The 18,707-nt window shown below is 53.9% G+C and carries 15 protein-coding genes and 6 tRNA genes; 15 read left to right on the top strand and 6 right to left on the bottom strand.

Features of this window, described 5'->3' with window-relative positions:
- A complete protein-coding gene (seqA, locus tag CKQ53_RS10545) occupies positions 1-537 on the bottom strand; it encodes a replication initiation negative regulator SeqA (protein ID WP_094117736.1) in 537 nt (178 codons plus the stop codon).
- A 219-nt stretch (positions 538-756) separates the two neighbouring features.
- Between seqA and ybfF the strand changes: the two genes are divergently transcribed.
- Both ybfF and ybfE read left to right on the top strand, forming a co-directional pair.
- On the top strand, positions 757-1,524 hold the full coding sequence (ybfF, locus tag CKQ53_RS10540; RefSeq protein ID WP_085652455.1) for an esterase: 768 nt from the start codon (positions 757-759) through the stop codon (positions 1,522-1,524).
- Positions 1,525-1,703: 179 nt separating this feature from the next.
- Positions 1,704-1,985, top strand: a complete 282-nt coding sequence (ybfE, locus tag CKQ53_RS10535; RefSeq protein WP_026738958.1) for a LexA regulated protein — start codon at positions 1,704-1,706, stop codon at positions 1,983-1,985.
- 180 nt (positions 1,986-2,165) lie between these two features.
- Here the strand turns inward: ybfE and CKQ53_RS10530 are convergent, their stop codons facing one another.
- The gene (locus tag CKQ53_RS10530) at positions 2,166-3,839 is read right to left on the bottom strand and encodes a methyl-accepting chemotaxis protein (protein ID WP_118894969.1); all 1,674 of its coding nucleotides are present in this window, start codon (positions 3,837-3,839) and stop codon (positions 2,166-2,168) included.
- Positions 3,840-4,226: 387 nt separating this feature from the next.
- On the opposite strand from CKQ53_RS10530, the gene fldA reads away from it, so the two are divergent.
- Together fldA and fur are read left to right on the top strand one after the other, a co-directional pair.
- On the top strand, positions 4,227-4,739 hold the full coding sequence (gene fldA / locus CKQ53_RS10525) for a flavodoxin FldA (RefSeq protein WP_085652457.1): 513 nt from the start codon (positions 4,227-4,229) through the stop codon (positions 4,737-4,739).
- 345 nt (positions 4,740-5,084) lie between these two features.
- Complete coding sequence (fur, locus tag CKQ53_RS10520; RefSeq protein WP_085652458.1) at positions 5,085-5,531, top strand: ferric iron uptake transcriptional regulator; 447 nt, start codon at positions 5,085-5,087, stop codon at positions 5,529-5,531.
- A gap of 87 nt (positions 5,532-5,618) precedes the next feature.
- On the opposite strand, the gene glnS is transcribed toward fur, so the two are convergent.
- Entirely contained in the window at positions 5,619-7,277 is a 1,659-nt protein-coding gene (gene glnS / locus CKQ53_RS10515) for a glutamine--tRNA ligase (RefSeq protein WP_094117663.1), read from the bottom strand.
- 210 nt (positions 7,278-7,487) lie between these two features.
- Positions 7,488-8,951 (bottom strand): N-acetylglucosamine-specific PTS transporter subunit IIBC, encoded by a 1,464-nt coding sequence (gene nagE / locus CKQ53_RS10510; protein ID WP_085652460.1) that lies wholly within the window; start codon positions 8,949-8,951, stop codon positions 7,488-7,490.
- 310 nt (positions 8,952-9,261) lie between these two features.
- Between nagE and nagB the strand changes: the two genes are divergently transcribed.
- From nagB to CKQ53_RS10455, 10 genes are all read left to right on the top strand, one after another.
- Positions 9,262-10,062 carry a glucosamine-6-phosphate deaminase gene (gene nagB, locus CKQ53_RS10505; RefSeq protein WP_094117662.1) on the top strand — a complete coding sequence of 267 codons (801 nt, stop codon included), beginning with the start codon at positions 9,262-9,264 and terminating at the stop codon, positions 10,060-10,062.
- Between the two features lie 21 nt (positions 10,063-10,083).
- On the top strand, positions 10,084-11,229 hold the full coding sequence (gene nagA, locus CKQ53_RS10500; RefSeq protein WP_094117661.1) for an N-acetylglucosamine-6-phosphate deacetylase: 1,146 nt from the start codon (positions 10,084-10,086) through the stop codon (positions 11,227-11,229).
- A gap of 14 nt (positions 11,230-11,243) precedes the next feature.
- Positions 11,244-12,467, top strand: coding sequence for a DNA-binding transcriptional regulator NagC (gene nagC, locus CKQ53_RS10495; RefSeq protein WP_094117660.1), 1,224 nt, complete (start codon positions 11,244-11,246; stop codon positions 12,465-12,467).
- Between the two features lie 306 nt (positions 12,468-12,773).
- On the top strand, positions 12,774-14,435 hold the full coding sequence (gene asnB / locus CKQ53_RS10490; RefSeq protein WP_094117659.1) for an asparagine synthase B: 1,662 nt from the start codon (positions 12,774-12,776) through the stop codon (positions 14,433-14,435).
- Positions 14,436-14,658: 223 nt separating this feature from the next.
- A tRNA-Met gene (locus CKQ53_RS10480) sits at positions 14,659-14,735 on the top strand.
- Between the two features lie 8 nt (positions 14,736-14,743).
- A tRNA-Leu gene (locus CKQ53_RS10475) sits at positions 14,744-14,828 on the top strand.
- Positions 14,829-14,858: 30 nt separating this feature from the next.
- Positions 14,859-14,933: transfer RNA gene (locus tag CKQ53_RS10470), tRNA-Gln, on the top strand.
- Between the two features lie 36 nt (positions 14,934-14,969).
- A tRNA-Gln gene (locus CKQ53_RS10465) sits at positions 14,970-15,043 on the top strand.
- A 46-nt stretch (positions 15,044-15,089) separates the two neighbouring features.
- Positions 15,090-15,166, top strand: a tRNA-Met gene (locus CKQ53_RS10460).
- A gap of 6 nt (positions 15,167-15,172) precedes the next feature.
- A tRNA-Gln gene (locus CKQ53_RS10455) sits at positions 15,173-15,246 on the top strand.
- Between the two features lie 161 nt (positions 15,247-15,407).
- Here the strand turns inward: CKQ53_RS10455 and CKQ53_RS10450 are convergent.
- Complete coding sequence (locus CKQ53_RS10450; protein WP_162896346.1) at positions 15,408-15,740, bottom strand: SMR family transporter; 333 nt, start codon at positions 15,738-15,740, stop codon at positions 15,408-15,410.
- A gap of 91 nt (positions 15,741-15,831) precedes the next feature.
- Entirely contained in the window at positions 15,832-16,998 is a 1,167-nt protein-coding gene (gene ubiF / locus CKQ53_RS10445; RefSeq protein WP_094117658.1) for a 3-demethoxyubiquinol 3-hydroxylase, read from the bottom strand.
- A 197-nt stretch (positions 16,999-17,195) separates the two neighbouring features.
- Here ubiF and miaB point away from each other — a divergent pair, with 197 nt between their 5' ends.
- On the top strand, positions 17,196-18,620 hold the full coding sequence (miaB, locus tag CKQ53_RS10440) for a tRNA (N6-isopentenyl adenosine(37)-C2)-methylthiotransferase MiaB (RefSeq protein ID WP_094117735.1): 1,425 nt from the start codon (positions 17,196-17,198) through the stop codon (positions 18,618-18,620).
- Positions 18,621-18,707: the final 87 nt, after the last annotated feature.

Genomic DNA, 18,707 nt, shown 5'->3' with positions numbered 1-18,707 from the left:
TTAGATGGTGCCGCAGACTTTTTCGATCAGCTCCGGCGGGAACTGCATCGATTGCATGATGTGTTCGACCATGCTCCGTTTACGACCCGTATTGGTATTAGTGATAACCCAGTATGGCGTGCCCTGGATATGTTTAGGTTTAGTGTGCGTGCCGTTTTGCAGCAGAGTATGCTCATCTCCGGCAAAGTAGACGCGGGTCCGGCCATGGAGCGACTCGGTCGCCGCGCCGAATTCCGCAGGTGACAGCTCATATAACGCGGACAATATCAACATGAAGCGGTTGATCGCTTTGTTCTTTTCAGCGTATTCGTCAGATAACAGCAGCTCGCGGAGCGCTCTCACCCGGTCACGCGGGCTGTGTTGAATCGTCGCCGGTGGCTGTTCCGCCGCCGCAGCTTTGGAGGGAGCTGTCTGTACAACCTGTCCGGCGCTGAATTTCAGCATGCGCCGTAAAATGTCGGATGCGCTTTCGCCAATATGCTGGGTATGGCTGGCGATATAACGATAAAGCTCTTCGTCGACCTCAATAGTTTTCATCTTTATCCAGTACGGTTTTATTTCTTCAATCATCAGGGAGTATAAAGTTACCTTTCTCCCGCGAACAGCAGCAAACGCGGGTATCCGCATAAAGTCAGATTAGGCTGAGTGATGCCTTTGCGCATGGAAGGTCGCCAGAGGCGATCGATCATGGCACCGCGAGATCGCAGGATAAACTCATGATACCCTAAGCAAACGTCTCCCTGAATGAACTTCACTATGAAATTGAATTATCGCTGGCAAAACGCGCAACTGCCCCAGCAGCTGCTTCCGGTTATTCTCATTCACGGCCTGTTCGGTAACCTTGATAATCTTGGCGTATTGGCCCGCGATCTGCAAAATCAACACGATATTTTACAGATCGATCTGCGTAATCACGGGTTGTCTCCGCGCGATCCTTCCATGCAGTATCAGGATATGGCGCAAGATGTCGTGGATCTGTTGGACGAACTGGCGCTGGATCGTGTCATTGTGATCGGCCACTCCATGGGCGGTAAAGTCGCCATGGCGCTGAGCGCGCTGATCCCGGATCGCATTGAGCGCATCGTCGCGATTGATATTGCCCCGGTGCATTATCACAGCCGACGACACGACGACATTTTTGCCGCGCTAAGAGCCGTCAGCGCCGCCGGGATCACACAACGTACTGCCGCAGCGCAATTGATGCGCGAAAGCATTGCCGATGAAGGCGTGATTCAGTTCCTGCTGAAGTCATTTTCTCAGGGAGAGTGGCGATTCAACGTGCCGGTTTTATGGGATCAATATGATGTGATTTCAGGCTGGCAGGACGTCCCCGTCTGGGCGCATCCCATTTTGTTTATTCGCGGTGAGAATTCGCCTTATCTGGATCGCCGTTATCGCGATGCGCTGCTGAGTCAGTTTCCCGGCGCGACAGCTTATGCCATTGCGGGAGCGGGACATTGGGTGCATGCGGAAAAACCTGAGGCCGTGCTGCGGGCAATACACCGTTTTATGGCGCAGAGTTAGCCCACCCGTTCGCCGCGACGCCGTAAACCATTGTCGCGGCTGGTTCCGCTGGGGTATCATGTCGCCCGCTTTACGCACTTAAGGGTCGGCTGTCTAGCCACTGGCATTGTTAACCACATCATCAAAATGTCGCGAATGAAATGCGCGTTTTGGTCCGAATCTTTGCAGTACCACTACCTATGGCAAAAGAACAAACGGATCGCACCACACCGGATCTGTTCGCTGATGAGCGTCGTCCGGGCCGTCCGAAAACCAATCCGCTTTCACGAGATGAACAGCTGAGGATCAATAAGCGCAATCAGCTGCGACGAGACAAGAATCGTGGGCTACGGCGAGTTGAGCTGAAAATTAACGCGGAAGCGGTCGATATTCTCAACGCATTGGCGGAAGAGAAAAATATCAGCCGGAGTGAGCTTATCGAGCAAATTCTGCTGTCTCAGCTGGCCGGCGCTAAGCGATGATTTCAATTAGGATGTCGTTCAGCAGGCTCTGAATGCGAGGGAGTCATGACGACGTTCGCTGGCTTCGCCACTCCGCCCCGCTTTTCCCATGAAACCTTCATCCTCCCTTATCATCGCGCTCCTCGCTGCGACGATAAGGTGGACGAGCATGTCAGATGGCGTCTGAACCCGTGCCGCTTTTTAGAATTTTTCCCAATTATCCGTCGACTTCCTGGAAGGCAGCGCTTTTAACGCAGGCGCGGCGGCGGCGGCTTTAACTTCACGGTTACGGGCTACGGGCGCGTCTTTGGCCGACGATTCCGTCAGGCGGAAGACCGAGACGGCCTGCGTCAGCAGAGCCGCCTGCTCTTCCAGCGAGCGCGCGGCAGCGGAAGCTTCTTCAACCAACGCGGCGTTCTGCTGCGTCACGCCATCCATTTCCGCAATCGCCTGCCCTGCCTGAGCGATCCCTTTACTCTGTTCCTCTGAGGCCGTGGCAATCTCCGCCATGATATCGGTCACATTCGAGACGGAACGGACGATTTCACTCATGGTCGTCCCGGCATCCGCGACCTGCGACGATCCGGAATCGACGCTGCGCACCGAATCAGAAATCAGATGTTCGATCTCTTTGGCCGCCTGCGCGCTTCGCTGAGCCAGATTACGCACTTCTCCCGCGACGACAGCGAAGCCACGTCCCTGTTCGCCTGCTCGCGCCGCTTCCACGGCGGCGTTCAGCGCCAGAATGTTAGTCTGAAACGCAATCCCGTTGATAACCGTAGTGATTTCAGCGATTTTCTTCGAGCTGTTGGCGATTTCAGACATGGTTTTCACCACGTTATCGACCAATTCACCGCCCTTGTGCGCAGTGACGGAAGCCTGCTGCGCCAGCTGACGTGCATGTCCGGCATTCTCGGCGTTCTGTTTCACCGTCGACGTCAGCTGTTCCATACTGGCGGCGCTCTCTTCGAGCGCAGAAGCCTGAGACTCCGTACGCGCTGAAAGGTCGTTGTTACCCGCAGCGATTTCCGCCACGCCCTGGTAAATCGATTCAGCGCTGCTGCGAATGGTGCTGACCGTATTCGCCAGGCTGCTCTGCATGTCGCGCAGCAGAGGGAACAATTTGCCAACGCAGTTGTTGCCGAAGTCCACGATCGGTTTCCCTAACCGACCCGCGGCGATAATCTGGAAGTAGTCACGGAGTTCGTTAAGCGGGCGCATTAGATATTTGACCAGATAGCGGTCGGTGAACAACAGCATTAATATGCCCGCTATCAGCCCTGCTACCAGGATAGTCTGGCCGATAAAAGTCAGGCGATTGAAGCGTTCACCCGCCGCGCTGAATTTCTCCGCCCCCGCTTTGTTAAAGGCCGTCACTGAAATGCCGAATTGGCGGCTCAGCGCAGGGACCGTTGCTTTCGCATAGCTTTGATATTCGTCCAGCGCGGAGGCAGATGCGCGTTGAAACATCGGCTCTACGCCATTTTGAATAAGATTCGCCCAGTCGTTCGCCACCGCATCGGCCAAAGTGCCATCCATACCGCCGTGGTCGATCTGTTTAAAAGCCACCAAATCATTTTTCATATTATTAAGTGCTTCCGCGGCAGACTGTTGCTCTTTGTCCGCGTTGGCGATATCGCCCGATCTGCGATAGTCCACCGATCTGGCCAACCGAGTCACCATACGAAAGTACTGATCGTTCCCCATGTTGACCAGATTCATATTTTTAACCAGCAATGTGCTGGTGTGTGATGTTTTGGTCATCGCATGGAATGAATAGAAGGTGTAAGCCGAAACCGCGCCCCACAGCACGCAGAAAGTGCCCAACACCCAGAGTAATGCCGTACGGATAGCAATATTTCTCAGCAATTGCATATCAAAACTCCCCGCCGAAGCAAAAGATTAAGTTTGGTGTAGCTAAGACTGTCTGAAGCGCCTTTGTTAAGGGAAAGCACGGTGTTGATTGGGCATCACTGACAAAGCGCTCAGTGTTCACCATCGTCAATATCGGCCAAAAATTTAGAGGGCTGACCTCGCAAAAATGAAAAAAAACCTGAAATAATATTTAGTTAAAAGCTTTCAATAAGATAGTAGATTAAAAAAATTATAAAAATATTTAAGACCAGAAAAATCAGTGTGGCGGCGAAGCGAGCCGGGACTGCGGCAGATACAAGTTTCTCCCTCAGAAAGGGTCTGCTATCATTATCCGATCTGTGGTAGCTCAGGCACCATTTCAATAGGAATCAAGAGGTTATATTATCCATGGCACTTATAGGTATTTTCTTCGGCAGCGATACTGGCAATACCGAAAACATTGCCAAGGCAATCCAACAGCAGCTGGGCTCTGATGTTGCAGAGGTTCATGACATCGCCAAAAGCAGCAAAGAAGATCTTGAGCGTTTCGACATTCTGCTGCTGGGTATTCCAACCTGGTATTACGGAGAAGCGCAGTGTGACTGGGACGACTTCTTCCCGACGCTGGAAGACATCGATTTCACCGGCAAACGCGTAGCGCTCTTTGGCTGCGGCGATCAGGAAGACTATGCCGAGTATTTCTGTGATGCCATGGGCACCTTGCGCGACCTCATCGAACCGCGCGGCGCATCCATCGTCGGTAACTGGTCAACCGAAGGCTACTACTTCGAAGCCTCTAAAGGTCTGGCTGACGACAAGCACTTCATTGGCCTGGCGATCGACGAGGACCGTCAGCCTGAACTGACCAACGAGCGTGTAAGCGCGTGGGTCAAACAAATCAGCGCTGAGCTGAATCTGTAATCTTTTTGGGTCAGTAATCCCCATCACGGCTCCGGCGCGACTTTGTGTCGGGGCCGTATCAATAGGTAAAATCTGTCGTAAAGATAGATACATTTTTTTAACTTTTCCGCTTTGCGCGGTACAATACCCCCTTCGGTTAGCTGGTTTATCACCATTTTTCGCTTTTAAAACGGCGTTGCGCCGTCCCCCTTCCCGATGGGTAAGCCTGATGTGGTTACGGTTCTGCGGTTTTCATTTCGCCTGTGCAGTTCTATAATTGAGACGAATAAACGTGTTTGAGCCGACCGATGATATTAGGCTAGTTAGCCTCCCTTGATGAAAGTAGAGTAACAGGACTAAATCCGCATGACTGACAACAACACCGCATTAAAGAAGGCCGGCCTGAAAGTAACCCTTCCTCGTCTTAAAATCTTGGAAGTCCTGCAGGACCCAACTTGCCATCACGTCAGTGCGGAAGATTTGTACAAAAAGCTGATTGATATGGGAGAGGAAATTGGTCTGGCCACCGTTTATCGCGTGCTGAACCAGTTTGATGACGCCGGTATCGTCACCCGCCACAACTTTGAAGGCGGAAAATCAGTTTTCGAACTGACTCAGCAACAGCATCACGATCATCTGATTTGCCTGGACTGCGGCCGCGTCATCGAATTCAGCGATGAATCCATTGAAGCTCGCCAGCGTGAGATCTCAGAGCGCCACGGTATCAAACTGACCAACCATAGCCTGTACCTGTACGGCCACTGCAGCTCCGGCAACTGCCGTGAAGATGAAAAAATTCACGAAGGGAATTAATTCCTTTTCTAAATCAGAAAAGCGATGCATAAAAAAAGAAAACCGCCGCGGCGGTTTTCTTTTTTTCTTTAATATGACCCGGTAAAATTAACCGACCCAGGTGTCTCGTAAACCCGTGGTCCGGTTAAAGACCAGATGATCGGCGCTGGAGTAAACGCGGTCCGCACAGAAGTAGCCTTCACGTTCGAACTGGTAAGCTTTCTCCACCAACGCATCCGCCATGCTGGCTTCAACGAATCCGTTAGCAATCTGCAGTGATTCAGGGTTGATGGTCGACAGGAAGTCTTCCGCCGCCCCAGGGTTTGCCACGCTGAACAGACGGTCATACAGGCGGAATTCGGCCGGGATACCGTGCGCAACGGAAACCCAGTGGATAACGCCTTTTACCTTGCGGCCATCAGCCGGATCTTTGCTCAGCGTATCCGGATCGTAGCTGCAGTAAATCGTTGCGATCTCGCCCTGCTCGTCTTTCTCAACGTGGTCAGCTTTGATCACATAGGCGTTGCGAAGGCGGACTTCCTTTCCCAGCACCAGACGTTTGTACTGCTTGTTGGCGGCTTCACGGAAGTCAGCGCGGTCAATGTACAGTTCGCGGCTGAAACCAACCTGACGCGTGCCCATCTCCGGTTTGTTGGGATGGTTTGGCATCGTCACCCACTCTTCGTGGCCTTCCGGCAGGTTTTCGATCACCACTTTCACCGGATCCAGTACGGCCATGGCGCGCGGCGCATTCTCGTTCAAATCATCGCGAATGCAGGATTCCAACGAGGCCATTTCTACCGTGTTGTCCTGTTTGGTCACGCCGATACGACGGCAAAACTCACGGATAGAGGCGGCGGTATAACCACGACGGCGCAGACCGGAAATCGTCGGCATACGCGGATCGTCCCAACCTTCCACCACGTTTTCCGTCACCAGCTGATTCAGCTTGCGCTTGGACATCACCGCATATTCCAGATTCAGACGAGAAAACTCATACTGATGTGGGTGCGCGGGGATGGAGATATTGTCCAGCACCCAGTCGTACAGGCGGCGGTTGTCCTGGAACTCCAGCGTACACAGGGAATGAGTCACCCCTTCCAGCGCATCGGAAATGCAGTGGGTAAAATCATACATCGGGTAGATGCACCACTTGTTGCCGGTCTGGTGGTGGTCGGCAAATTTGATGCGGTACAGCACCGGATCACGCATCACCATGAAAGGCGACGCCATATCGATTTTGGCGCGCAGGCACGCCGTACCTTCGGCAAAACCACCGCTGCGCATTTTTTCGAACAGCGCCAGGTTTTCCTGAACGTCGCGATCGCGATAAGGGCTATTTTTACCCGGGGAAGTCAGCGTACCGCGGTACTCGCGGATCTGCTCCGGCGTCAGCTCATCGACATACGCCAGTCCTTTATTAATCAGCTCAATCGCGTACTGATGCAGCTGATCGAAATAGTTGGACGAATAACGGACCTCGCCGTTCCAGGAGAAGCCCAGCCACTGAACGTCGTGTTTGATGGAGTCGACAAATTCAATGTCTTCTTTTACCGGGTTGGTATCGTCAAAGCGCAGATTGCACTGACCCTGGTAATCTTCGGCAATACCGAAATTCAGGCAAATCGATTTGGCATGACCAATATGCAGATAGCCGTTGGGCTCGGGCGGGAAACGCGTCTGAATATGATCATGCTTACCAGATGACAGATCTTCGTCGATGATCTGGCGAATAAAATTCGTTGGGCGGGCTTCTGCCTCACTCATGCTTGATTCCTTAAAAACGAAAAACAACACATAACCGCTAATGATCCAACAAGCCACGCTGGGAAACAACCGTTTGTTTCACCTAAATTGCATAGAAGTGGGCAGCATAAAAAACGGGGTGAAGTTTCATCTTCACCCCGTTACGGATATTCCAATGACGGAGTCGCCCGGCGGGGTTATCCGTCATGACCAGACTAGTAAAGTCTAGCCCTAAATTTTTGATACCTGTCGCAAAGCGGACGCGATAGCTTCAGCCTGCGTCCCCACGACAATCTGCACACTTTGCGCATTCAGACGAATCACGCCGGAAGCCCCCAGCTGTTTGGCTAACGCTTCATTCACCAGCCCCGAGTCTTTCACGTTTAAACGCAGACGCGTGATGCAAGCATCAATCCCGGTCAGGTTGCCTTTCCCGCCGACGGCTCGCAAATAGCCCTGAGCTACGGTTTCCCCCGTATCCGAAGATGACGTCTGCGAGGATGGCGCGGCAATGGTTTCTCGGCCTGGTGTCAGAAGATTAAAACGCTGGATAGTGAAACGGAATACGACATAGTAGATCACGAAGAAGGCCAGCCCCTGCGGAATCAGCATGTACCAGTGCGTCGCCAGCGGATTGCGGGATGAGAGCACCATGTCCACCAGCCCCGCGCTGAAGCCAAAACCGGCGATCCAATGCATGCTGGCGGCGATATAAACCGATAATCCGGTCAGCAGCGCATGGAGAAAATACAGCACTGGCGCCACGAACATAAAGGAAAACTCCAGCGGCTCTGTGATACCAGTAAAGAAAGCGGCGAAGGCGCCGGCTATCATAATCCCGGCCACCCGGCTGCGATTCTCAGGGCGGGCACAGTGATAAATCGCCAACGCCGCTCCCGGCACGCCGAACATCATGATAGGGAAGAAGCCCGCTTGATAACGCCCGGTGATACCTGGAATCGCTTTACCCGCATCAATCGCCTGCTGTCCGCTCAGGAAGTTAGGGATATCGTTGATCCCCGCCACGTCGAACCAAAAAACGGAGTTCAGGGCATGATGCAGCCCGACCGGGATCAGCATGCGGTTAAAGAAGGCGTAAATCCCCGCGCCAGCGGATCCCATCCGTTGAATGTGTTCACCAAAGGAGACCAGACCGCCGTAAATCACCGGCCAGACGTACATCAGGATAGCGGCAACGACGATCATCAGCATGGAGGTCAGGATCGGCACCAGACGGCGGCCGCTGAAGAAAGAGAGGGCTCGCGGCAGTTCAACGCCGCTGAAACGGTTATAGAGTTCGGCCGAAATGACTCCGACCAGGATGCCGACGAACTGATTTTCAATTTTACCGAAGGCTGCCGGTACCTGATTCAGCGGAATTTGCTGGATCATGGCGACCGCCGCCGGCGAACACAGCGAGGTCAGAACGAGATAGCCCACGAATCCGTTTAACGCAGCGGAGCCATCTTTGTCCTTGGACATACCGTACGCCACACCGATGGCGAACAGCACCGCCATGTGTTCAATAATGGCCGCGCCAGATTTCAGCAACAGTGCGGCCAGCGCGTTCTGACTGCCCCATCCCGTCGGGTCGATCCAGTATCCTACCCCCATCAAGATAGCGGCGGCAGGCAGTGTGGCGACAGGCACCATCAGCGCCCGGCCTATATTCTGTAGATAACCGAGTATACTCACTTTCCTCTCTCCCCTTGCGAACAATGAAACAGCCAGTCGATTTAATCGTTTTAGCCCCACCCTGCGGGTAGGTTTTGAGTGTAAGAAAAATATTTTTTATTGCGAAATAACATCATTGATTATGTGATATACCTCACCTAAAAATCACATATAAAAAGTTTATGGCTGTTCATATACAGCACTTATTTCAAGATAAAAAAAAACGCGCTAGACTACATTTCACAGCACGATAGTGAAATATCGCCGTGTTATTCGAATTCGACTATAGGCCTAAATATCAAGCGATTGCTGACGCTTCAGGAGAACGCCAATGAGACTGATCCCGCTCAATACCGCCGAGGAAGTCGGCAAATGGGCCGCACGTTACATCGCCCAGCGCATCAACGACTTTAATCCTACGCAAGAACGCCCTTTCGTGCTGGGACTTCCCACCGGCAGCACGCCGTTGGAAGCCTACAAGGCGCTGATTGCGCTCCATCGGACGGGGGAAGTCAGCTTCCAACACGTCGTCACCTTTAACATGGACGAATACGTGGGCCTTCCGCCTGATCATCCGGAGAGCTATCGGACGTTCATGTTCCAGAATTTCTTTAATCACATTGATATCCCACGTGAAAACATTAACCTGTTGAACGGAAACGCGAAGGATATTACCGCGGAGTGCCAGCGCTATGAGGACAAAATCCGCGCTTACGGCAAAATTCACCTGTTTATGGGCGGCGTAGGAAGCGATGGTCATATTGCGTTCAACGAACCGGCGTCATCACTGGTGTCACGCACGCGCATTAAAACCCTGACCGAAGAAACCCGCATCGCCAACTCGCGCTTTTTCGGCGGCGATGTCAGCCTGGTGCCTAAATATGCCCTGACCGTGGGCGTCGGCACGCTGTTGGATGCGGAAGAAATCATGATTCTTGTCACCGGTCGAAACAAAGCGCAGGCGCTGCAAGCCGCGGTTGAGGGCAACGTCAACCATCTGTGGACCATCAGCTGTCTGCAACTGCATGCCAAATCCATGATGGTCTGCGACGAACCTTCGACAATGGAATTGAAGGTGAAAACCGTTAAATATTTTCGCGAACTGGAAGCTGAGAATCTTACTCAATTTTAATCGGTTAGCCGGGAGCTCACGATGTACGCTTTAACTCATGGCCGCATTTTTACCGGCCATCAAATTCTTGACGACCACGCCGTTGTCATCGCCAATGGGCTGATAGACCGGGTGTGTCCGCTGAACGAACTACCGACCGATATCGACACGCGCGACCTCAATGGCGCCCTGCTCGCACCCGGTTTTATCGACCTTCAGCTGAACGGCTGCGGCGGCGTGCAGTTTAATGACACGCTGGACGATATCTCGGTCAAGACGCTGGAAATCATGCAACAGGCGAACGAGAAATCCGGCTGCACCAGTTTCCTGCCGACGCTAATTACCGCCTCGGACGACTTCATCCGGCGCGGCGTGGAAGTCATGCGCGCCTATTTGGCGCAGAACAACCATCAGGCGCTGGGGCTGCATATAGAAGGCCCGTGGCTGAATCCTGTCAAGAAAGGCACGCACGACATCACACTGATCCGCCAGCCGGACGAGGCGCTGGTCGAGTTTCTGTGCAATAACGCGGATGTGATCACTCAAGTCACGCTGGCGCCCGAACGGGTGTCCGCCAACGTCATCCAGCGATTGACCCGCGCTGGCATCATCGTTTCCGCCGGCCACTCCAATGCGACTTGGGAAGAAGCGAAACGCGGCTTCGCCGCCGGCATCCGCAGCGCAACGCACCTTTTCAACGCCATGCCGGTCGTTGCCGGACGCGAGCCGGGGCTGGTCGGGGCGATTTACGACGCGCCCGAAATCTACAGCGGCATCATCGCCGACGGCCACCACGTTAGCTGGGCCAACATCCGCAACAGTAAACGCATCAAGGGCGACCGACTGGTATTGGTGACCGACGCCACGGCGCCTGCCGGTGCCGAAATTGACCAGTTCATTTTTGCCGGCAAACCCATATACTACCGCGACGGCATCTGCGTGGATGAGAACGGCACTCTCAGCGGGTCGGCGCTCACCATGATCGATGCGGTACGCAATTGCGTAGAACAGGCGGGTATCGCCCTGGATGAAGCGCTCCGAATGGCCACGCTCTACCCTGCCCGCGCCATTGGCATCGACCACCGGTTGGGCAGTATCGAGTGCGGTAAAGTCGCGAATCTGACGGCGTTCACCCGCGATTTCCATGTCATCAATACTTTTGTCAACGGCGAGGAAGTATTGAACTAAGTCGAGCAACGTTCATGACCACTGGCGAGCAAACGAAGATAGGTAATATCGATCTGGTAAAGCAGTTAAACAGCGCGGTGGTATACCGACTTATCGACCAGCAAGGTCCGATATCCCGCATACAAATCGCCGAACAAAGCCAGCTCGCGCCTGCCAGCGTCACGAAAATCACTCGCCAACTGCTGGAGCGCGGGCTGATCAAAGAAGTCGATCAGCAAGCCTCCACCGGCGGCCGCCGGGCCATCTCCATTGTGTCGGAGCCCCGTCCTTTCCATACCATCGCCGTTCGGCTAGGGCGCTATGACGCCACCATCGCGCTCTATAATCTGGAAGGGCGACAGCTGGCGGAAACGCACTATACGCTGCCGGAGAAGACGCAGGAAACGGTAGAAACGGCGCTTTTCAAAGCGATAGACCACTTTACCAGTCAACATCAGAATCGCATTCGCGAGCTGATCGCTATTTCCGTCGTCTTGCCGGGACTGGTGGACCCTACCGCCGGTCTGGTCCGCTACATGCCTCATATCAACGTCGACAACTGGCCGCTAGTGCAACATCTGCAAGAGCGCTTCGAGGTCAACTGCTTTATCGGTCACGATATTCGCAGTCTGGCGCTGGCCGAGCATTACTTCGGGGCAAGCCGCCATTGTCAGGATTCAATTCTGATTCGCGTTCATCGCGGCACAGGCGCGGGAATTATCGTCAATGGGCACATTTTCCTCGGCAGCAACGGCAACGTGGGCGAAATTGGTCATATTCAGATCGATCCGCTGGGGGATCACTGCCACTGCGGCAACTTCGGCTGTCTGGAGACCGTGGTATCCAATTCCGCCATTGAGCAGCGCGTTCTCCACCTGTTAAAACAGGGTTACCCCAGTAAGCTGACCGTGGAAACCAGCCAGATAACGCCCATCTGTCAGGCCGCCAATCGTGGCGATGCGCTGGCGCATGAGGTGATTGAACATGCAGGGTTGTATCTGGGCAGAGCCATCGCCCTGACGGTCAACCTGTTCAATCCGCAGCAGGTAGTGATCGCCGGAGAAGTGACCGAAGCGGCGAAAGTCTTGCTGCCTGCCATCCAGCGCTGCATTAATGCGCAGGTGCTGAAGGACTTTCGCAACAATCTGCCTGTCGTGGTTTCGGAACTGCATCATCTATCCGCCATTGGCGCTTTCGCGCTGGTCAAACGGGCGATGTTAAACGGTACATTGCTGATCCGACTGCTGGAAAAAGAGTAAAGGCATCTGGGGCCATAAGACCAAATTATGGAATCACCAAAAAAAGGCGCGTCCCACAAAGTCATTTTATGGAATGTTTATTATTTCGCGCGATATATTAAACATTCCTCATCGATAATGCTTTTTTCATTAAAGGTTATTGAACTCAAGTGCCATTTTGATGCTAAATCATCGTTACTGAAACAGCAGCGGTACACACAGCGCGTTCATTCGGCATAGCAACATCGCTCCATCCACTGCTGGCAACACCTCATTTATTTGACTCGCGAACACTCGCGAGATCGGCGAATCAAGGAGCTTCATCTTATGTGTTCTATTTTTGGTGTGCTTGATCTGAAAACCGACCCGGTTGAATTGCGTAAAAAAGCGCTGGAGCTGTCCCGCCTGATGCGCCACCGCGGCCCGGATTGGTCCGGCGTCTATGCCAGCGATAAAGCGATTCTGGCTCACGAGCGTCTTTCTATCGTCGACGTCAACACCGGCGCTCAGCCGTTGTACAACAAATCACGCACCCACGTTTTGGCCGTCAACGGCGAAATTTACAACCATCAGGAACTGCGTGAGAAGTACGCTGACCGTTACGAATTCCAGACGGGTTCCGACTGCGAAGTCATTCTGGCCCTGTATCAGGAAAAAGGTCCGGAATTCCTTGATGAGCTGTACGGCATGTTCGCCTTCGCCCTGTACGACAGCGAAAAAGACGCCTACCTGATTGGTCGCGACCATCTGGGCATTATTCCGCTGTATATGGGTTACGACGAACACGGCAACTTCTATGTCGCGTCCGAAATGAAATCGCTGGTGCCGGTATGCCGCACGATTAAAGAATTCCCGGCGGGCAGCTACCTGTGGAGCCAGGAGGGGGAAATTCGCGAATACTACCGTCGCGACTGGTTTGACTACGAAAACGTCAAAGACAACGTCACGGATAAAGAGCAGCTGCGCGACGCGCTGGAAGAGTCCGTCAAGAGCCATCTGATGTCCGACGTGCCTTACGGCGTGCTGCTGTCCGGCGGGCTGGATTCTTCTATCATCTCCGCCATCACCAAAAAATATGCGGCTCGCCGTGTGGAAGACGATGCGCGCAGCGAAGCCTGGTGGCCGCAGTTGCACTCTTTCGCCGTCGGTCTGAAAGGCGCGCCTGATTTGAAAGCGGCTAAGCAGGTGGCAGATCATCTGGGCACCGTGCACCACGAAATCAACTTTACGGTGCAGGAAGGTCTGGATGCTATCCGCGATGTGATTTATCACATTGAAACCTACGACGTCACGACGATCCGTGCTTCCACGCCGATGTATCTGATGTCCCGTAAAATTAAAGCGATGGGCATCAAAATGGTGCTGTCCGGCGAAGGCGCCGACGAAGTCTTTGGCGGCTACCTTTACTTCCATAAAGCGCCGAACGCTAAAGAGTTCCATGAAGAAACCGTGCGTAAACTGCTGGCGCTGCATCAATACGACTGCGCCCGCGCGAACAAAGCGATGTCTGCATGGGGCGTTGAGGCTCGCGTTCCTTTCCTGGATAAGGCGTTCCTCGACGTGGCGATGCGCGTTAACCCGAAAGATAAGATGTGCGGCAACGGCAAAATGGAAAAACACATCTTGCGTGAGTGCTTCGAGTCTTACCTGCCGCACGACGTGGCATGGCGTCAGAAAGAGCAGTTCTCCGACGGGGTCGGCTACAGCTGGATTGATTCTCTGAAAGAGATCGCGGCGGAGCAAATTTCCGACCAGCAGATGGAAACCGCGCACTTCCGTTTCCCGTACAACACGCCGACGTCTAAAGAAGGCTATCTGTACCGCGAGATCTTTGAAGAGCTGTTCCCGGTTCCCAGCGCCGCCGAATGTGTTCCTGGTGGTCCGTCTGTCGCTTGCTCTTCCGCCAAAGCGATTGAATGGGACGAATCCTTTAAGAAAATGGACGATCCGTCTGGGCGCGCCGTAGGCGTTCACCAGTCAGCGTACTAACCGTCGATTTCGCGGTTCTCACCCTAAACGGGCCTCCAGAGGCCCGTTTTCCTTATCGATGATGGCAAAAAAAACGGCCTTTTGACGCTTTTCTGTTCATACTGTTCATAAGCCAGACAAACGGCCGCCGACAGGCCATTTTCGGGAAAAAATGTGTTGACGGTTCAAAGTCAACTACGCATAATGCGCCCCGCAACGCCGATGAAGGTGACGCGGAAAAGATGGCTACGTAGCTCAGCTGGTTAGAGCACAGCACTCATAATGCTGGGGTCACAGGTTCGATTCCCGTCGTAGCCACCATCTTTTTTGCGGGAGTGGCGAAATTGGTAGACGCACCAGATTTAGGTTCTGGCGCCGCAAGGTGTGCGAGTTCAAGTCTCGCCTCCCGCACCATGTAATCTTCAAGGCCAAGCACAGTTTTATTGGGGTATCGCCAAGCGGTAAGGCACTGGGTTTTGATCCCAGCATTCCCAGGTTCGAATCCTGGTACCCCAGCCAATTTTAGTGAGACACTTCGTGAGAAGTGCAACCCGTTGGGGTATCGCCAAGCGGTAAGGCACCGGATTCTGATTCCGGCATCCCAGGTTCGAATCCTGGTACCCCAGCCAAACATTCGCCATGTAGAAACTTTCTTCTGGCAAATAGCAGTACCAAGGCTACGTAGCTCAGCTGGTTAGAGCACAGCACTCATAATGCTGGGGTCACAGGTTCGAATCCCGTCGTAGCCACCACATTATTGGGGTATCGCCAAGCGGTAAGGCACCGGATTCTGATTCCGGCATCCCAGGTTCGAATCCTGGTACCCCAGCCACGAATACAAAAAAGCCTGCTTATGCAGGCTTTTTTGTTGCTTGCGATCCAGACTCGCATTGACGCACTCCCTCCTCTGACCCACAAGCCGTTTTCACCTTTCTATAATGCACACACCGGCCCGAGGCACGTCAACGCTCATCCCTTCTCTCTATCTTTCTATTAATGCGCCACTGATTTGGAGAAGACGTTGATCACGACGACGCCAGCAATAATCAGCCCCATGCCCAGTACAGCCGGAAAATCCAGACGTTGACCATAGATAGCCCAGCTCACGGCAGCAATCAATACAATCCCCGCCCCTGACCAGATGGCATAGATGATACCTGTCGGTAGCGTGCGCATCGTGATCGTCAGGCAGTAAAAAGCCACCACATAGAACACCACGGTCACCACGCTCGGGACTAAACGCGTAAAACTGTCAGATAGCTTGAGCGCCGTCGTCGCAATCACTTCGGAGACAATCGCCAAACTCAAATAGAGATATATCATCATTCTCTTCACATAGATGGTTGTTGGAAAACGCGTACAGCGTGCCACACTCTACCCCGGCGAACTTAAACGCGGCCTCGACGGGCCGCCCGGACTAAAGCCCCAGCGCGTATTTCATCGCACGAAGTTTAAGCTTACCCGCCCGCTGAGCCGCCATCAGCGCCACATTCCTTGCCAACGTCAATGGCGCCAGCCGGTTGCTGAACGCCCCGTAGAATAAATCCATCCCGCTTTGCATCAGCAGATTGTCTGTCCTGCGTCGCTGTTGATAGCGTAACAGGACGGATTCTTCATGCCAGCACTCCCCTCGATCGCGCGCCTGAGTTACTATCTCCAGCAAGGCTTCGACATCACGATAGCCCAGGTTCACGCCCTGCCCCGCCAGCGGGTTAATGGTATGCGCCGCATCCCCCAGCAGCACCAATCCCGGCAAGACATAGCGCTGGGCATGCCGACGAATCAGCGGGAATGCGCCCGCCGCCACAGCATTCACACGCCCAATACGCGCTGGGAAGGTCTCGGCGATAGCGTCATCCAATTGCGTCATCGGCAGACTTTGCAACTGGCGAATACGTTGCGGACTGTCGTACCACACCAGCGATCCCCACTGGTCGAACAAGGGCAAGAAGGCTCGCGGCCCCTCCGGCGTAAACTGCTGCCAGGTGACATCCTGTTGTGGCCCCTCCGTGCGAACGCTAATCAACATGCAAGACTGGCGATACTGCCAACCGCTGACGCCAATCCCTGCCCACTGCCGAACCCGAGACTGCGCGCCATCCGCGCCCACCACCAGTGTTGTTTCAATGACGGAGTCATCATCCAGCGTCACCCGCCAGACTGGCGCGTCGTAATCCAACTGTTTGAGATGCCGCGGGCATAGAAACGTCACTCCTTGCGTGTTTTCCAACGACTGCCAGAGCGCCCGTTGCAGCACCCGGTTTTCGACCATGTAACCCAATTCCGGCAAGCTCAGTTCGCTGGCGTCGAATGCGACACGGGCGCTGTCCCACTCCCAGGTTTCCAAGCGACGATACGGGGCGCTGCGCATCTGTTCCACGTTCGCCCATGCCCCTAACTGGCGTAGTATCGCCACTGAAGCATAGCCAATCGCCGATAAACGCAAATCCGGCGGACTTTCTGCATCGAACGCCGATGGCGCCTCTTGCTCCACCAGCGCTACCTGAAAACCATTCTGCGCCAATCCTAATGCGGCGGCGGCGCCCACCATGCCCCCGCCGACGATGACTGCGTCAAAGTGCATACGTGCCCCACTATTTCTAGAGAAAGTCCCGTGCATAACAGGAAGAGAATTAAGCACAGTTTACTGGATTTCGGCCGTTTTTATCAGAAAAGCGAAGATGGGCGCATGCTGGTCACAGCGGTGCCAAACGATTACAATACGCGCCGCATCAAGGTAAAGCGTGTTCACCCGAACTGAGTAATGGCAAGTCGATGACGATGACAAAAAAACTGCATATAAAAACCTGGGGCTGTCAGATGAATGAATACGATTCATCCAAGATAGCCGGCTTACTGGAAAGCACTCACGGTTATGAGCTGACCGAAATCGCAGAAGAGGCGGACATTCTGCTGCTGAACACCTGTTCGATCCGTGAAAAGGCGCAGGAAAAAGTCTTTCATCAGCTCGGCCGCTGGAAAGCGCTGAAAGACAGCAATCCGAACCTGATTATTGGCGTCGGTGGCTGCGTGGCGTCTCAGGAAGGCGCGCATATTCGTGAACGCGCCCACTACGTGGACGTTATTTTCGGGCCGCAAACACTGCACCGCCTGCCGGAAATGATTAACCACGTGAGCGGTACGCGCAGCCCAATTATTGACGTGAGCTTCCCCGAAATCGAGAAATTCGACCGTCTGCCGGAACCGCGGGCGGAAGGCCCGACCGCCTTCGTCTCCATCATGGAAGGCTGTAATAAATATTGTACATACTGCGTCGTGCCTTATACCCGCGGCGAAGAAGTCAGCCGTCCCTGCGACGATGTGCTGTTTGAAATCGCGCAGCTGGCCGAACAGGGCGTGCGCGAAGTCAACCTGCTGGGTCAGAACGTTAACGCCTACCGCGGCGAAACCTATGACGGCAACATCTGTAGCTTCGCGGAGCTGATTCGTTTGGTCGCCGCCATCGACGGCATCGACCGCATCCGCTTCACTACCAGCTATCCGATCGAATTCACCGACGATATCATTAGCGTCTATGAAGATACGCCGGAACTGGTCAGCTTCCTGCATCTGCCGGTACAAAGCGGCTCAGACCGGGTACTGACCATGATGAAGCGTCGTCATACCGCGCTGGAATACAAGGCGATTATTCGCAAACTGCATAAAGCACGCCCGGGCATTCAGATCAGCTCCGACTTTATCGTCGGCTTCCCCGGTGAGACGAATGACGACTTTGAGCAGACCATGAAACTCATTGCCGACGTCAATTTCGACATGAGCTTCAGCTTCATCTATTCACCGCGTCCCGGCACCCCGGCGGCCGATATGGTGGACGACGTTAGCGAAGACGAGAAAAAACAGCGTCTGTATCTTCTGCAGGAACGTATCACCCAGCAGGCCATGCGTTTCAGCCGTCAGATGATGGGCACCGTGCAGCGCGTGCTGGTTGAAGGCACATCGCGTAAAAGCGTCATGGAGCTATCCGGGCGTACCGAGAATAACCGCGTCGTGAACTTCGAAGGGACTCCGAAAATGATCGGCAAGTTTGTCGACGTGGAAATCGTCGACGTTTACCCGAACTCGCTGCGCGGCGTGCTGGTCCGCACCGAAGAGCAGATGGGACTGCGCGTGATTGAATCGCCGGCGGCGGTTATCGCCCGCACCCGTAAAGAAAATGAGATTGGCGTGGGTCTTTATCAACCCTGATAATCCCGCTATCGCCGGGCAGCGTTGGCTGCCCGTGTTCCCATCCCGATGCTCCTGCCTTGTTTTTATGAAACTGCCCCCAATATC

Origin of the sequence: Lonsdalea britannica, assembly GCF_003515985.1 — a bacterium.
GTDB lineage: Bacteria > Pseudomonadota > Gammaproteobacteria > Enterobacterales > Enterobacteriaceae > Lonsdalea > Lonsdalea britannica.
Note: the sequence above shows the minus strand (reverse complement) of the source record. Positions and strands in the feature narration are given on the sequence as shown.

What these genes read in the sequence shown, in the direction of transcription:
- seqA (WP_094117736.1), bottom strand. Translation starts at nt 537, where the DNA reads ATGAAAACTATTGAGGTCGACGAAGAGCTTTATCGTTATATCGCCAGC.
- ybfF (WP_085652455.1), top strand. Translation starts at nt 757, where the DNA reads ATGAAATTGAATTATCGCTGGCAAAACGCGCAACTGCCCCAGCAGCTG.
- ybfE (WP_026738958.1), top strand. Translation starts at nt 1,704, where the DNA reads ATGGCAAAAGAACAAACGGATCGCACCACACCGGATCTGTTCGCTGAT.
- CKQ53_RS10530 (WP_118894969.1), bottom strand. Translation starts at nt 3,839, where the DNA reads ATGCAATTGCTGAGAAATATTGCTATCCGTACGGCATTACTCTGGGTG.
- fldA (WP_085652457.1), top strand. Translation starts at nt 4,227, where the DNA reads ATGGCACTTATAGGTATTTTCTTCGGCAGCGATACTGGCAATACCGAA.
- fur (WP_085652458.1), top strand. Translation starts at nt 5,085, where the DNA reads ATGACTGACAACAACACCGCATTAAAGAAGGCCGGCCTGAAAGTAACC.
- glnS (WP_094117663.1), bottom strand. Translation starts at nt 7,277, where the DNA reads ATGAGTGAGGCAGAAGCCCGCCCAACGAATTTTATTCGCCAGATCATC.
- nagB (WP_094117662.1), top strand. Translation starts at nt 9,262, where the DNA reads ATGAGACTGATCCCGCTCAATACCGCCGAGGAAGTCGGCAAATGGGCC.
- nagA (WP_094117661.1), top strand. Translation starts at nt 10,084, where the DNA reads ATGTACGCTTTAACTCATGGCCGCATTTTTACCGGCCATCAAATTCTT.
- nagC (WP_094117660.1), top strand. Translation starts at nt 11,244, where the DNA reads ATGACCACTGGCGAGCAAACGAAGATAGGTAATATCGATCTGGTAAAG.
- asnB (WP_094117659.1), top strand. Translation starts at nt 12,774, where the DNA reads ATGTGTTCTATTTTTGGTGTGCTTGATCTGAAAACCGACCCGGTTGAA.
- CKQ53_RS10450 (WP_162896346.1), bottom strand. Translation starts at nt 15,740, where the DNA reads ATGATGATATATCTCTATTTGAGTTTGGCGATTGTCTCCGAAGTGATT.
- ubiF (WP_094117658.1), bottom strand. Translation starts at nt 16,998, where the DNA reads ATGCACTTTGACGCAGTCATCGTCGGCGGGGGCATGGTGGGCGCCGCC.
- miaB (WP_094117735.1), top strand. Translation starts at nt 17,196, where the DNA reads ATGACAAAAAAACTGCATATAAAAACCTGGGGCTGTCAGATGAATGAA.